Source organism: Pseudomonas entomophila L48 (assembly GCF_000026105.1).
Lineage (GTDB): Bacteria > Pseudomonadota > Gammaproteobacteria > Pseudomonadales > Pseudomonadaceae > Aquipseudomonas > Aquipseudomonas entomophila.
In genome coordinates this window covers 2,024,726-2,038,285 of sequence record NC_008027.1, presented here as the reverse complement: position 1 = coordinate 2,038,285, position 13,560 = coordinate 2,024,726, and the positions used below count along the sequence as shown (strand labels likewise).

The 13,560-nt window shown below is 64.1% G+C and carries 16 protein-coding genes; 6 read left to right on the top strand and 10 right to left on the bottom strand.

Annotated elements, in window-relative coordinates; translation table 11 throughout:
- The first annotated feature begins 181 nt into the window (after positions 1–181).
- The 3 genes from PSEEN_RS09095 (at position 182) to PSEEN_RS09085 (ending at position 2,438) form a co-directional block, all read left to right on the top strand.
- Positions 182–1,270 (top strand): asparaginase, encoded by a 1,089-nt coding sequence (locus PSEEN_RS09095; protein ID WP_011533194.1) that lies wholly within the window; start codon positions 182–184, stop codon positions 1,268–1,270.
- Positions 1,271–1,499: 229 nt separating this feature from the next.
- Positions 1,500–1,742 (top strand): DUF1654 domain-containing protein, encoded by a 243-nt coding sequence (locus PSEEN_RS09090; protein WP_011533193.1) that lies wholly within the window; start codon positions 1,500–1,502, stop codon positions 1,740–1,742.
- A gap of 6 nt (positions 1,743–1,748) precedes the next feature.
- On the top strand, positions 1,749–2,438 hold the full coding sequence (locus PSEEN_RS09085; protein ID WP_011533192.1) for an endonuclease: 690 nt from the start codon (positions 1,749–1,751) through the stop codon (positions 2,436–2,438).
- A 6-nt stretch (positions 2,439–2,444) separates the two neighbouring features.
- Here PSEEN_RS09085 and PSEEN_RS09080 read toward each other — a convergent pair whose 3' ends face one another.
- Positions 2,445–2,870, bottom strand: coding sequence for a hypothetical protein (locus tag PSEEN_RS09080; protein WP_011533191.1), 426 nt, complete (start codon positions 2,868–2,870; stop codon positions 2,445–2,447).
- 207 nt (positions 2,871–3,077) lie between these two features.
- On the opposite strand from PSEEN_RS09080, the gene glpT reads away from it, so the two are divergent.
- Entirely contained in the window at positions 3,078–4,430 is a 1,353-nt protein-coding gene (gene glpT, locus PSEEN_RS09075) for a glycerol-3-phosphate transporter (RefSeq protein WP_011533190.1), read from the top strand.
- Positions 4,431–4,487: 57 nt separating this feature from the next.
- Here the strand turns inward: glpT and PSEEN_RS09070 are convergent, their stop codons facing one another.
- The 7 genes from PSEEN_RS09070 to gnd all read right to left on the bottom strand — a co-directional run bounded on the left by PSEEN_RS09070 (position 4,488) and on the right by gnd (position 10,480).
- The gene (locus PSEEN_RS09070) at positions 4,488–4,775 is read right to left on the bottom strand and encodes a HigA family addiction module antitoxin (protein ID WP_011533189.1); all 288 of its coding nucleotides are present in this window, start codon (positions 4,773–4,775) and stop codon (positions 4,488–4,490) included.
- Between the two features lie 14 nt (positions 4,776–4,789).
- Complete coding sequence (locus PSEEN_RS09065) at positions 4,790–5,068, bottom strand: type II toxin-antitoxin system RelE/ParE family toxin (protein WP_011533188.1); 279 nt, start codon at positions 5,066–5,068, stop codon at positions 4,790–4,792.
- 225 nt (positions 5,069–5,293) lie between these two features.
- The gene (locus PSEEN_RS09060; protein ID WP_011533186.1) at positions 5,294–5,767 is read right to left on the bottom strand and encodes a GNAT family N-acetyltransferase; all 474 of its coding nucleotides are present in this window, start codon (positions 5,765–5,767) and stop codon (positions 5,294–5,296) included.
- A gap of 5 nt (positions 5,768–5,772) precedes the next feature.
- Entirely contained in the window at positions 5,773–5,982 is a 210-nt protein-coding gene (locus tag PSEEN_RS09055; protein WP_011533185.1) for a DUF1737 domain-containing protein, read from the bottom strand.
- A 65-nt stretch (positions 5,983–6,047) separates the two neighbouring features.
- The gene (locus tag PSEEN_RS09050; protein WP_011533184.1) at positions 6,048–7,844 is read right to left on the bottom strand and encodes a glycoside hydrolase family 15 protein; all 1,797 of its coding nucleotides are present in this window, start codon (positions 7,842–7,844) and stop codon (positions 6,048–6,050) included.
- A gap of 159 nt (positions 7,845–8,003) precedes the next feature.
- Entirely contained in the window at positions 8,004–9,500 is a 1,497-nt protein-coding gene (gene zwf, locus PSEEN_RS09045; protein WP_011533183.1) for a glucose-6-phosphate dehydrogenase, read from the bottom strand.
- Positions 9,497–10,480 (bottom strand): phosphogluconate dehydrogenase (NAD(+)-dependent, decarboxylating), encoded by a 984-nt coding sequence (gnd, locus tag PSEEN_RS09040; protein WP_011533182.1) that lies wholly within the window; start codon positions 10,478–10,480, stop codon positions 9,497–9,499. Before gnd ends, zwf begins: the two co-directional genes overlap by 4 nt.
- Before the next feature lie 197 nt (positions 10,481–10,677).
- Here gnd and PSEEN_RS26800 point away from each other — a divergent pair, with 197 nt between their 5' ends.
- Both PSEEN_RS26800 and PSEEN_RS09035 read left to right on the top strand, forming a co-directional pair.
- On the top strand, positions 10,678–10,845 hold the full coding sequence (locus PSEEN_RS26800) for a DUF6026 family protein (protein WP_011533181.1): 168 nt from the start codon (positions 10,678–10,680) through the stop codon (positions 10,843–10,845).
- A gap of 196 nt (positions 10,846–11,041) precedes the next feature.
- Positions 11,042–11,692, top strand: a complete 651-nt coding sequence (locus PSEEN_RS09035) for a TIGR04211 family SH3 domain-containing protein (RefSeq protein ID WP_011533180.1) — start codon at positions 11,042–11,044, stop codon at positions 11,690–11,692.
- Between the two features lie 137 nt (positions 11,693–11,829).
- On the opposite strand, the gene PSEEN_RS09030 is transcribed toward PSEEN_RS09035, so the two are convergent.
- On the bottom strand, positions 11,830–12,765 hold the full coding sequence (locus tag PSEEN_RS09030) for a 5'-nucleotidase (protein WP_011533179.1): 936 nt from the start codon (positions 12,763–12,765) through the stop codon (positions 11,830–11,832).
- 41 nt (positions 12,766–12,806) lie between these two features.
- The gene (locus PSEEN_RS09025; protein ID WP_011533178.1) at positions 12,807–13,505 is read right to left on the bottom strand and encodes an MOSC domain-containing protein; all 699 of its coding nucleotides are present in this window, start codon (positions 13,503–13,505) and stop codon (positions 12,807–12,809) included.
- Positions 13,506–13,560: the final 55 nt, after the last annotated feature.

The following is a 13,560-nucleotide window of genomic DNA, read 5'->3' as shown; positions in this document are numbered from 1 at the left end:
GCAAATGTTCGGAAAGCCGAACGAACGCCATCTTGATGACTTCTTGGTCAGCTCCTGATATCCCCAGTCTCTTCAGGGATTGGAGATGAAATACGACGAACGGTAGTTGCTGGTACGAAATCTGCCTTAAAGGACGTGCGACATAACGCACATCTCATCCAGGAAGAGAGAAGCAGAAATGATGAAATCCGCATTCCAGACCTTCGTACCGGGCGCCCTGGCCCTGCTGCTGGTTCTGCCGACTTCGGTTTCCGCCAAGGAAGCCGCGCAACAACAGAAGCTCGCCAACGTGGTGATCCTGGCCACCGGCGGCACCATCGCCGGCGCGGGTGCCAGCGCCGCCAACAGCGCCACCTACCAGGCCGCCAAGCTGGGCATCGACAAGCTGATCGCCGGCGTGCCGGAGCTGCAAGACCTGGCCAACGTGCGCGGCGAGCAGGTGATGCAGATCGCCTCCGAGAGCATTGGCAACGAAGACCTGCTGAAACTAGGCAAACGCGTCGCCGAACTGGCCGACAGCAAGGATGTCGACGGCATCGTCATCACCCACGGCACCGACACCCTGGAAGAGACCGCCTACTTCCTCAACCTGGTAGAGAAGACCGACAAGCCGATCATCGTGGTCGGCTCCATGCGCCCCGGCACCGCCATGTCCGCCGACGGCATGCTCAACCTGTACAACGCCGTGGCCGTGGCCAGCAGCAAGGATGCCCGCGGCAAGGGCGTACTGGTCACGATGAACGACGAGATCCAGTCGGGTCGCGACGTGAGCAAGGCGGTCAACATCAAGACCGAAGCCTTCAAGAGCCAGTGGGGCCCGCTGGGCATGGTAGTGGAAGGCAAGTCGTACTTCTTCCGCCTGCCGGCCAAGCGCCACACCCTGAACTCCGAGTTCGACATCAAGACCATCAGCAGCCTGCCGGCCGTGGATATCGCCTACGGCTATGGCAATGTGACCGACACCGCCTACAAGGCCCTGGCCCAGGGTGGCGCCAAGGCGATCATCCATGCCGGTACCGGCAATGGTTCGGTGTCGTCGCGTGTGGTGCCGGCCCTGCAGGAACTGCGCAAGGACGGTGTGCAGATCATTCGCTCATCCCACGTCAACCAGGGTGGTTTCGTACTGCGTAACGCCGAACAGCCTGACGACAAGAACGACTGGGTCGTGGCCCATGACCTGAACCCTCAGAAGGCGCGGATCCTGGCGATGGTGGCAATGACCAAGACCCAGGACAGCAAGGAGCTGCAGCGGATCTTCTGGGAATATTGATCGGCGCTTGAGTTAACCCGGAGCGTTGTTTGTTCCGGCCGGTTCGCCGGCAAGCCGGCTCCTACAGGAAGATTGCATGTACCCGTAGGAGCCGGCTTGCCGGCGAACACGCCTCGCAGGGAACCAATCCCTCTACCACGGTCTTATAGGGCTTTCGCCCTACCTGCTGTTGCGAAATGGCCTACAGCCAAATACTGTATGCACATACAGCAAAACAAGGAACAGACCCGTGGCCACCCCCTCCTCCGCCTCGCCAAGCAGCTATGAGCAACTGGGCCAGCGCATCCAGAAGATCATCAATAGCCCGACCGCCCAGCGCAGCCGCGCCGCGCTGATCTTCCGCCTGGAGCACGAGTCGCCCGACGACTGGGAAACCTTGCTCGAGGAAATCGCCGAGAACGACAACGTCACCCTCGCCCACCGTGACGATGGCGGTGTGCAGATTTTCTGGACCGTGCCGAAGGAAGACTGACCGCGCATGAGAGTTTCGCTTTTCACTGCCTGCCTGCTGTTGATCACCCCTTTCGCCCATGCCGACGCCCCGCGCACTTTCCAGGAGGCCAAGAAGGTCGCCTGGAAGCTTTACGCGCCGCAATCCACCGAGTTCTACTGCGGCTGCAAGTACAAGGGCAACAAGGTCGACCTGGCCTCCTGCGGCTACGAGCCGCGCAAGAACCTGAACCGCGCCTCGCGCATCGAGTGGGAACACATCGTCCCGGCCTGGCAGATCGGCCACCAGCGCCAGTGCTGGCAGGACGGCGGGCGCAAGAACTGCTCGCGCAACGACAAGGTCTACCAGCGCGCCGAGGCCGACCTGCACAACCTGGTACCGAGCATCGGCGAGGTCAACGGCGATCGCAGCAACTTCAGCTTCGGCTGGCTGCCCGAGCAGCATGGCCAGTACGGCAGTTGCCTGACCCAGGTCGACTTCAAGGCCAAGAAGGTGATGCCGCGCCCATCGATCCGCGGGATGATCGCGCGCACCTACTTCTATATGAGCAAGCAGTACGACCTGCGCCTGTCCAGGCAGGACCGGCAACTGTTCGAAGCCTGGAACAAGACCTACCCACCGCAAGCCTGGGAGCTGCAGCGCAACCAGCAGGTGGCGTGCGTGATGGGCCGTGGCAACGAGTTCGTCGGGCCGGTCAACCTCAAGGCCTGTGGCTGAGCACAGTCACTGTAGCGTCTGCAGGTAGGCGCTGGCCTGCTGGTAGCGGGTCAGCCGCGCCCAATCGGCCGGGCCTGGGCGGGCAATGCGCGAGAGATCGCTGTTGTCGGCCAGGTCCGCCAGCTTGACCTGGCGCGCCAGCGGGTCGACACCCAGGCGGATGACGAACGCCTCGTAGCTTTCGCCTTCGCGGCGGCTCAAGGCCAGCAGCGCGGCGAGGATCTTCAACGGGAAACCTTCACGGGCGAGATCGGACAGCGTGAGCGGGGTGTCTTCCAGCACGTCGTGCAGCACTGCGACGATGCGCTGCTCCGGGGTGATCACCCGTTCCATCACCCGCAATGGGTGGAGGATGTAAGCCGCACCGCCTTTGTCGAACTGCCCTTCATGCGCCTTGATGGCCATCGCAATGGCCCGTTGCAGCGTCGCCATGAAGTGGTCCCCCTCTCAACCCCCGCCCTTGACAGCATAGTCGCGTCCTGACGACTGCGACAGTTACGCCAGCTCTCCCCTGCGGTGCGTGTTCGGCACAGAAAAAGGTTCACAAACCAACAGGCCTGGGCAATAAAAGCGATATTTTTTCTGTAACGAAAATGTAATATTCGCATTCGCATACCTATAACAAGCTTGGAGCTTCAAATGCTTGCCTTCTTCCGACCTGCCCCACACCGGGCGCCGCTGCCCGACGAGCGTGTAGACAGCACGTATCGTCGCCTGCGCTGGCAGATCTTCGCCGGGATTTTCTTCGGCTATGCCGGCTACTACCTGCTGCGCAAGAACTTCTCCCTGGCCATGCCCTACCTCATCGAGGAAGAGGGCTACACCCGTGGCCAGCTGGGCCTGGCCATCTCGGCCATCGCCATTGCCTACGGCCTGTCCAAGTTCCTCATGGGCCTGGTCTCGGACCGTTCCAACCCGCGCTACTTCCTGCCCTTCGGCCTGCTGATCTCGGCCGGGGTGATGTTCATTTTCGGTTTCGCGCATTGGGCTACCTCCAGCGTAGCGATCATGTTCACGCTGCTGTTCATCAATGGCTGGGCCCAGGGCATGGGCTGGCCGCCGAGCGGGCGGACCATGGTGCACTGGTGGTCGCAGAAAGAGCGCGGCAGCGTGGTGTCGGTGTGGAACGTCGCGCACAACGTCGGCGGCGGCCTGATCGGCCCGCTGTTCCTGCTGGGCCTGGGCTGGACCAACGACTGGCACGCGGCCTTCTACGTGCCTGCCGCCGTGGCGGTGCTGGTGGCGGTGTTCGCCTTCGCCACCATGCGTGACACCCCGCAGTCGGTGGGTTTGCCGCCGGTCGAGCAATACAAGAACGACTACCCCGAAGGCTACGACGAGAGCCACGAGCAGGAGTTCAGCGCCAAGCAGATCTTCGTCGAGTACGTGCTGCGCAACAAACTGCTGTGGTACATCGCCCTGGCTAACGTGTTCGTCTACCTGCTGCGCTATGGCGTGCTGGACTGGGCGCCGACCTACCTGAAGGAAGCCAAGCACTTCAGCGTCGACACCACCTCGTGGGCGTACTTCTTCTACGAGTGGGCCGGCATCCCCGGCACCCTGCTGTGCGGCTGGATGTCCGACAAGATCTTCCGTGGCAACCGTGGCCTGACCGGCATCGTGTTCATGGCGCTGGTGACCGTCGCCACCCTGGTGTACTGGCTCAACCCGCCGGGCAACCCGACGGTCGACATGATCGCCCTGTTCTCCATCGGCTTCCTGATCTACGGGCCGGTCATGCTGATTGGCCTGCAGGCGCTGGAACTGGCACCGAAGAAGGCTGCCGGCACCGCAGCAGGCTTCACCGGCCTGTTCGGCTACCTGGGTGGCTCGGTCGCAGCCAGTGCGGCGATGGGCTACACCGTCGACCACTTCGGTTGGGATGGTGGCTTCGTGCTGCTGGTGAGTGCGTGCGTGCTGGCCATCGCCTTCCTGTTGCCGACCTTGCGCCATACCAAGGTCGCCAGCAACGGGCGTGAAGCGCTGGCCTGACGCGTGAGGCAGGTGTAAATGACAAAGCCCGGGGTTTCGCCCCCGGGCTTTGTGTTTTCAGGCGGCCTGGAACAGCCGCGTGATCGCCGGCTGCTGGCGGTGTCGAGCCTGCCAGATGTCGTAGTCAACCTGGATCGTCAGCCACAGCCGCGCGGTGCTGATGCCGGCCATTTCCAGGCGCACGGCCAGGTCGGGGGAAACCGCCGCGCGGCCGTGCAAGACGCGGGACAGCGCCTCGCGCGAGAAGCCCAGGTGCGCGGCGAAGGCTTTTACCGTCAGGCCCAGTGCGGGCAAGACATCCTCTCGCAGGGTTTCGCCGGGATGTGGCGGGTTGTGCATGGCCATGAAGAGCCTCCTGATCAGTGATAGTCGAGATAGTCGACCAGTTCGACGTCGCCACCCACAAAACGGAAAACCAACCGACAGTTGCCTGACACGCTGATCGACCAGAAGCCCGAGAGCCCACCCTTTAGCGGATGCAACTGCCAACCCGGAACTGCCAGATCATCGGCGACCATGGCGCTGTCTAGAAACTGCAATTGCCGCCTCAGGCGTCGAGTATGGGCAACCTGGATGCCACGGGCATTGCCCGTTTCGTGGAACAGCCGCAATCCTTTGTGACGAAAGCTGATGATCATGTGGAGCACACCGTATCCGTTCAGTGCGGATGGACGAGTGTGACCCTATGCGTCACAGATCGCAAAGTACCATATGTGACCCCATGCGTCACAACATTCACTCACAAAAATTGCCGTCGCTCGTTCCGGAACTGCCTGACAGTTTCATCGAGCATGGACACCCAGTCATCAATTAGGAAGGCGAGACGCAGCACTGGTGGTGCATCGGCGAACCGGCCTGAGCGCTCAGGGCTGTTTTGGGCCGACCAACGACTTGCGCATGAACACCCGCGCGAAGCCATCCTCCACCGCCCGCCGGGTCTCCTGGTAGCCCAGCTTGCCGTAGATCTCGATGTTTTCGAGCATCCGCTCGTGGGTGTAGAGCCGAATGGCCTCGCAGCCTGCGGCGAGTGCATGGGTTTCACTGAAATCCATCAGTAAACGGCCTAGACCCTGCCCCTTGCTCACGGCCAGTACGGCAACGTTCAGCAACAGCAATTCGCGACCCTCGCGCCGCAGCACGACCACGCCGACGATACGTGCGCCCTGAACGGCAACGAACACCTCGTCGTCACGCACTACCTGCGCATAGTCATCCAGCATCGGCGCCGGCTTGCGGCCGATCCTAGCAATGTAGGGGGCATAGGCTTCGGCGACCAACGCTGCAATCTCATCGGCCTCGGCGACCACGGCCGGGCGCAAGGTGATGGCGGCCCGCATGACGCTCAATCCCGTGCGATCACGCCATGCCCCGGCCACAGCACCGCCTGGGCGGCAACCACCTGCCCCTGGGTGGCGTCGAAGGTTACGCTGGGCGAGCCATACAGCTGGTAACCCATGGCCAGGCTCTCGGAAATACGCTTGCAGAAGCTGGCGTCGTCCTTGCCGGTGATCAGGCGGTAGACCGGCAGGCCGTTGGGTGGAGTGGAGGTCATGGAGTGATCCTTGTCGATACAAGCGCGGTCAGCGCAGGGTCGAGCATGATGTCATATCCACCGACTCAACCACACCTTGCCCGATCCCGTACCGGGCACTGCGCCCGGTTCAGGTTCAACGCCGTGTTAATGATCCCGATATGGCTGAACGCCTGCGGGAAATTCCCCAGCATGCGCTTGCCCACCGGGTCGTACTGCTCGGCGAGCAGCCCGACGTCGTTGCACAACCCCGTCAACCGCGCGTACAACGCCTGCGCCTCCTCCCGCCGCCCCAACAGCACGTACACGTCCGCCAGCCAGAACGAACACACCAGGAACGTCCCCTCCCCCGGCGTCAGGCCGTCGCTGCAACTGTCGCTGTCATAGCGCAGCAGCAACCCATTGCGCAGCAACCGCCCCTCGATCTGTTCGAGAGTGCGCAGGAAACGAGGGTCGTCGGCCGGCAGGAAGCCGGTCAGGGCGACCTGCAGCAGGCTGGCGTCGAGTTCGCTCGAACCGTAGGCCTGCACGAAGAACTGTCCCTGGGCATCCAGCCCACGGACGCAGACCTCACGTTGGATCTCATCGGCCACCTGGCGGTAATGGCTGCTGCGCTCGCGGCCTTCCTCGGTGGTGTCGGCCAGGCCCGCCGCACGGTCGAAGGCGACCCAAGCCATGACCTTGGAGTGAACGAAGTGCTGGCGACCACCGCGCACCTCCCAGAGGCCTTCGTCGGGCTCGCACCAGATGCGCTCGACACAAGGCAGGATCGCCCGGGCGATGGCGGCGCTGCGCGGGTGGCGTGGCAGGCCGCCCTTGATCGCCTGGGCCATGGCGTCGGCGAGCTCACCGTAGATGTCGAGCTGGCGTTGCTCGGAGGCGGCGTTGCCCACGCGCACTGGCTGCGAACGCTCGTAGCCCGCCAGCCAGGGCAAGGTGAACTCGGGCAGGTCACGCTCCCCCGCCAGGCCGTACATGATCTGCATCTGCTCGGGATTACCTGCCACCGAGCGCAGCAGCCATTCGCGCCAGGCCTGGGCCTCGTCGAAATAGCCCAGGTTCATGAACGCCAGCAAGGTCATGGTGGCGTCGCGCAGCCAGCAGTAGCGGTAGTCCCAGTTGCGCTCGCCACCGACGCGCTCGGGCAACGAGGTGGTGACGGCGGCGACCATGCCGCCAGTGGGGGCGTAGGTCATGGCCTTGAGGGTCAGCAGCGAGCGGCGGACCAACGCGCTGTGAGGGCCGACATCGGGGCAACGGGCGGCAAAGGCCTGCCATTGGTCGATGGTCTGCGCCAGGGCCTGGTCGGCATCGAAGCCAGGTTGCACGGGCAGGTGTGAGAGTTGGTGACAGAGGCTGAAGACTTGCCGCTCGCCGGCGCGGACACGAAAGCGCGCGACGCTGTGGTGGTCGCGACCGTGGGTTTCGGTGGTGCTGCGCAGGACCAGGCGGTCGGGGCCGGCAACGGCGCTGAGGGTCAGCGGGTCGAGCTTCTCCACCCAAGGCACGCTGCGCCCATAATCGAAGCGCAGCACCAGATCCATCTCGAAGGCAGTTTCGCCTGTGATGCCTTCGACGATGCGCAACACCGCATTGCTATCACCCAGCGGCATGCAGTCAAGCACGCGGGCACGGCCGCTGGCGGTGGTCCAGGTGGTTTCCAGGACCAGAGTGTCTTCGAGGTATCGACGCGTGGTCTGCTCGACAGGGTCGCTGGGGGCCAGGCGCCAGCGGCCGTTTTCTTCGTTGCCCAGCAGCGCGGCGAACACGGCAGGGTTGTCGAAACGAGGCAGGCAGAGCCAATCGAGGGCGCCGTCGCGGTTGATCAGGGCGGCGCTGCGGCAGTTGCCGATGAGGGCGTAGTCTTCGATCGGGGCAGGCATCGGGGCTCCTGGTGACGGGCACTTGGAGTGTTGGATACCTGGATCGGGTGGGCGTTCCGCTGAGCGAGCGTGTTGCGGTTGAAAGCGGTTCGCCGGCAAGCCGGCTCCTACAGGTAGCACATCGCTTTGTAGGAGCCGGCTTGCCGGCGAACAGGTACTTCAGCCCAACGTATGCCATTCGCGCTTGTCGCGCGCCAGCAGCTCGTTGCCAGCCTCAGGGCCATCCTCGCCTGCCGGATAACCATGCACCTCGCTGCCCTCGCCAGCCCAGGCATCCAGGAACGGCTGTACTGCACGCCAGCCGTTCTCGATGTTGTCTGCCCGCTGGAACAACGTCTGGTCGCCGGTGAGGCAGTCGTAGATCAGCGTTTCGTACCCAGTCGCCGGGGTCATCTTGAAGAAGTCCTTGTAGGCGAACCCCAACTCGACATTCTCCATCACCAGTTCCGGCCCCGGGCGCTTGGCCTGCAGGTCGAACCACATGCCCTCGTTGGGCTGGATCTGGATCTTCAGGTAGTTGGGCTTGGGCCGCTCCAGCTCGCTTTCGCGGAACTGGGCATAGGGCGCGGGCTTGAAGCAGATGGCGATCTCGGTGTCGCGCACGCTCATGCGCTTGCCGGTGCGCAGGTAGAACGGCACCCCGGCCCAGCGCCAGTTGTCGATCATCACCTTGAGCGCAACGTAGGTCTCGGTCTGGCTATCCTCGCCGACATTGGGCTCTTCGCGGTAACCCGGCAACTGCTTGCCGGCGGTGTACTGGCCACGCACGGAGTTCTTCAAGGCCATCTTCGCCGACCAGGGGCGAATGGCACCGATCACCTTGGCTTTCTCGCCGCGCACGGCATCAGCCCCGAACGCAGCCGGCGGCTCCATCGCCACCATGGCCAGCAACTGGAACAGGTGGTTGGGCACCATGTCGCGCAGGGCACCGGTGCTGTCGTAGAAGGCGCCGCGGGTTTCGACGCCGACGGTCTCGGCGGCGGTGATCTGCACGTGGTCGATGTAGTGGTTGTTCCAGAACGCCTCGAACAGGCCGTTGGAGAAACGGCTGACCAGGATGTTCTGTACCGTCTCCTTACCCAGGTAATGGTCGATGCGGTAGATCTGCCGCTCGCTCATCACCTTGAGCAGGCAAGCGTTGAGCGCCTCGGCACTGGCCAGGTCGGTGCCGAACGGTTTCTCCACCACCACCCGGCGAAAACCGCCGGCGGACTCGTCGAGCAGGCCGGCCGCGCCCAGGCGCTGGGCCACTTCGGGGAAGAAGCGTGGCGAGGTGGCCAGGTAGAAGATGGCGTTGCCGTGGCGGGTCGCGTCGATGCGCGCCGCCAAGGCCTTGTAAGTCTCGGGGTCGAGAAAATCACCGGTCTGATAGTCGATGCTCTTGGCCAGGCGCGCCCAGAGCGCGTCATCGAGGCAGCGCTCATCGCCTTCACGCCCCTTGTCGCGCTCCTGCATGAAGGCATGCAGGCGCTCGGCGAAGGCTTCGGCGGTGGCCGGGTTGTGGTCGACGCCGACGATGCGCAGGTTGCGATCGAGCAGGCCATCACGGGCCAGGTTGTACAGCGCCGGCATCAGCAGGCGCTTGACCAGGTCGCCATTGGCGCCGAACAGGAACAATGTGCAAGGCGGCGCGGCAGGGATCGTCTGCTTGGTCATTCGCCCTTCTTCTCGACATGGCCGCCAAAGCCCAGGCGCATGGCGGAGAGGATCTTGTCGCCGTAGGTGCCCTGCTGCTGGCGCGAGCGGAAGCGGGCGAACAGTGCGCTGGACAGCACCGGCACCGGCACGGCCTGCTCGACGGCGGCATCGATGGTCCAGCGCCCTTCGCCGCTGTCGGAGACCGAACCGCTGAACTCGCTCAGCTGCGGATCGGCGACCAGCGCGTCGGCGGTCAGGTCCAGCAGCCAGGAGGTCACCACGCTGCCACGGCGCCACACCTCGGCGATTTCCGCCACGTTGAGGTCGAAGCGCTGGTCTTCCGGCAGCTCGTTGCCGCCCTTGCTGCGCAGCAGGTCGAAGCCCTCGGCGTAGGCCTGCATAAGGCCGTACTCGATGCCGTTGTGGACCATTTTCACGTAGTGGCCGGCGCCGGGTGGGCCGGCGTGAATGTAGCCGTGCTCGGCACGGTCATGCTCGCCCGTGCGGCCCTGGGTGCGCGGGATATCGCCGACGCCGGGGGCCAGGGTCTTGAACAGGGGTTCCAGGCGCTCGAACACCGCCTTCTCGCCACCGATCATCATGCAGTAGCCGCGGTCCAGGCCCCACACGCCGCCGGAGGTGCCGACGTCGAGGTAGTGCAGGCCGCGCTTGGCCAGCTCGGCGGCGCGGCGCACGTCATCCTTGTAGAAGGTGTTGCCGCCGTCGATGATCGCATCGCCCGGCTCCAGCAGCTCGGCCAGTTGGGCGATGGTCTGCTCGGTGGGCTCGCCCGCCGGCAGCATCACCCACACCGCGCGCGGCGCCTTGAGCTTCTGCACCAGCGCGCCGAGGTCGTGGGCCCCTTGCGCGCCCTCGCCTTCCAGCGCGGTGATGGCCTCGCGGCTGCGATCATGGACCACGGTGCGATGGCCATCGCGCATCAGGCGCCTTGCGATATTGCCGCCCATACGGCCCAGCCCGATGATTCCCAGTTGCATGTGCCGACGCTCCCCTTGGATTTGGATGACAACATTTGAAGATTTCAGATTAGTCCAGCGATCCGCTCGAGGGTTCACCGACGAACGGGGTGACAACGATAAACAAAAAAGTTCCCAAGGGCCTGCAAAGAATTCAGAATGCGCGCCGCCTGAAGCGTCTACGCTTTTGAATGTCACCAGCCAAGCGAGGTGTGCCAATGGGTACTTTGATGCCTGCCACTCCCACCCAGACACTCTATGTGACCGTGCGCCGTGACGAACTGCGCCAGTTGAAGGACGAACGTGACCAGCTGCGCCAGCAGGTCGCCCAGCTGAACCTGCTGCTGGAGCAGGCTCGCCTGGACGGCAAGGCCGCCACCCGCTGACCCCCGCCGTGGGCGCTCGCTGGCGCCCACCTCGCCCTCGCGTGCTTTGCATCAGGCAACATTCTGCAGACAATTCCCACCTCAAGCAGTGAACCTGCCTACAAAAAAGCGGTCTTTCGCTGACGGTCAATCCACCCGACCGGATCGCCGGCCCAGTCATCGGGCCCTTATTTGTCCTGTTGCAGCGAAGATCACCATGCCAGAAAACCAGCCTGCCTCCTCCGCCCTGCCCGCCCTGCGCGGCGGCCTGATCGCCGCCCTGATCGCCCTGGCCGCGCCCGCCCACGCCGAAGAACCGGCCAGCGATGCGCGCTGGGTCAGTGACAGCCTGAGCACCTACGTGCGCAGTGGCCCCACCGATGGCCACCGTATTGTCGGCACGCTCAAGTCCGGGCAGAAGGTCACGCTGCAGACCACCCAGGGCAACTACAGCCAGGTGCGTGGGCAAAGCGGCGACCTGGTGTGGATCCTCACCAGCGACCTGCAGGCGGTGCCAGGGCAGAACGAACGCCTGCCGCAGCTCGACGCCCAGGTGGCGGACCTGTCCGGCCAGCTCAAGACCATCGATGACAGTTGGAAGAGCCGTGTGCAGGGCATGCAGGAAACGCTTGATTCGCGCAAGGCGCTGATCGATGAGCTGGAAACCCGCAACAAGGCGCTCAACGAGCAGTTGGCGCAGAGCCAGTCGACCCTGCGCGACACCCAGGCGCGCCTGGGCGATGAAAACAAGCAGGTGATGATGCGCTACATGGTCTACGGCGGCAGCATCGCCGGTGCCGGGCTGCTGGTGGGGTTGATCCTGCCGGCGCTGACCCGTGGCCGCAAACGCAACGATCGCTGGTTCTGAAACCCGGCACGCCCCCTGTAGGAGCCAGCCTTGCTGGCGAACAGCGTCGCGCACGGACCAGAGATCGGCATTGGCCCGGTTCGCCAGCAAGGCTGGCTCCTACAGTGATCATCGCCAACCCGTAGCGTTGCGGGTGTTTACAGTGATTTGTTGGTCACGCCGAAGGGGATGTGCACCGAAGGCACCACGGTGCTGGTGCTCTTCAGGTGCCCCGACTGGTCATCGAAGAAGATGTGCGGCTTGAGTACTTGCAACACCCGGCGCTTCTCGATGCCCCCAAGGAAGAATGCGTCGTTGGCCATCACCCCCCAGCTTTTCAGGGTGTTCAGCGCACGCTCGTGGGATGGCGCGTTGCGCGCGGTGACGATCGACACCCGCAGGCGGTTCTCGTAACCGGGGTGCTCGAGCTTGTATTGCTCCTCCGCCGCCTGGATCCGCGCGATACGCACGAAAAACTCCTTCAGCGGCCCCGGATTGTGTGGCTGGGCGACGTTCATCACTTCATGGGCGTGGAAGCTGTCCAGCCCACACGATTGCATCACCGCCTCCGATTCATCTCCGGCCAGCACGCCGTCGAAGTCGAAGGCGATGCGCAGGTTGTCGTCGCTTTCATCGTCATCGAACTTCGAATCCAGCACCTGCCCCGCCGGGTAACCGGCCTTGATTGCCGCGTCGACGTGCTGCTTGTCGGCGGACAGGAACAGCGCGATGTTCAACGCCGGGATGTATTCGTAGGGTGAGCGGCCCTGGGTGAAGATAGCCCGGGTCATGTTCAGCCCGTAATGGCCGATGGTCTTCATCACCCGCAAGCCAGTGTCGGGGTCGTTCTGCGACAGCAGCACCACTTCCACCAGCGGGTCTTCCGGGTCGGCGCGCAGGTCGTTGAGGGCCAGCAGGCGCTTGATGAACGGGTAGGCAATGCCTTTGCCCAGGGGCACGTCGAGGTGCTGCTCCTGGTACTTGCGGTACTGGGCCTCGCCATCGCGGCGAAACACCGCGTCGGACTCGCTCAGGTCGAACACCGCGCTGGAAGCGACTCCGATCACCAGGCGGTCATCCAGTTCGAAAGGCATGGGGCAATCCTTGTCTTGAAAACAGTTGAAAGCGCCTGGGCTCAGGCGTCGTTACGGCCTTGCAGGCGCGACGTCCAGTCCTCGACCTGGTGCTGCTCCAGGCGCTTTTCCAGGGTGCGGCGCCAGCTCGGCACCAGCGGCAGCTCGAGGCATTCGCGCAGCAACCCGGGCTCCAGGCGCTTGTCGAACAGTACCGCCGACAGGCGCGCCACCGACCATTCGCCATAAGGCCGCTCGACCACGTCCAGCGTATCGCCCGCCGCGACCACACCTTCCTCCAGTACACGGTAGTACCAACCCGTGCGCCCGCTCTGCTGCACCCGCAGCGCCATCTGCGCCACATCGAAGCGATCGTTGAGTTTCCAGCACGGCATGCGCCCCTGGGAAATCTCCAGCAGCGCCGTGCCGACACGGATGCGGTCGCCCAGGCAGACGTCGGCTTCACGCCAGCCATGGCTGCTGAAGTTTTCGCCGAAGGCGCCTGGCTTGGCCAGCAACGGGTGATCGCCGAGTTCGGCGGCCCAGTCCGGATAGTGGTCGCGGGGATAGTGATGGATGGCCTTCTCGACCCCACCGTGTACACGCAGGTCGCCCTGTTCATCCCCGGCGATACCCAGGAAGGTCACCTGCAAGGCGCCCTCGCGGGGCTGCTTGTCGATGGCGCTGTGCGAGCCTGGACGGGTGAACGGCCGGGCGCTGCCAGTGAGCAGGCTGTCGAGGCGCGGATGGATCGTGTTCATGCGGCGGTCTCGTGGAATGTCGGGCGCGAGCTTACACGAGACCTGGCCGCCTTCG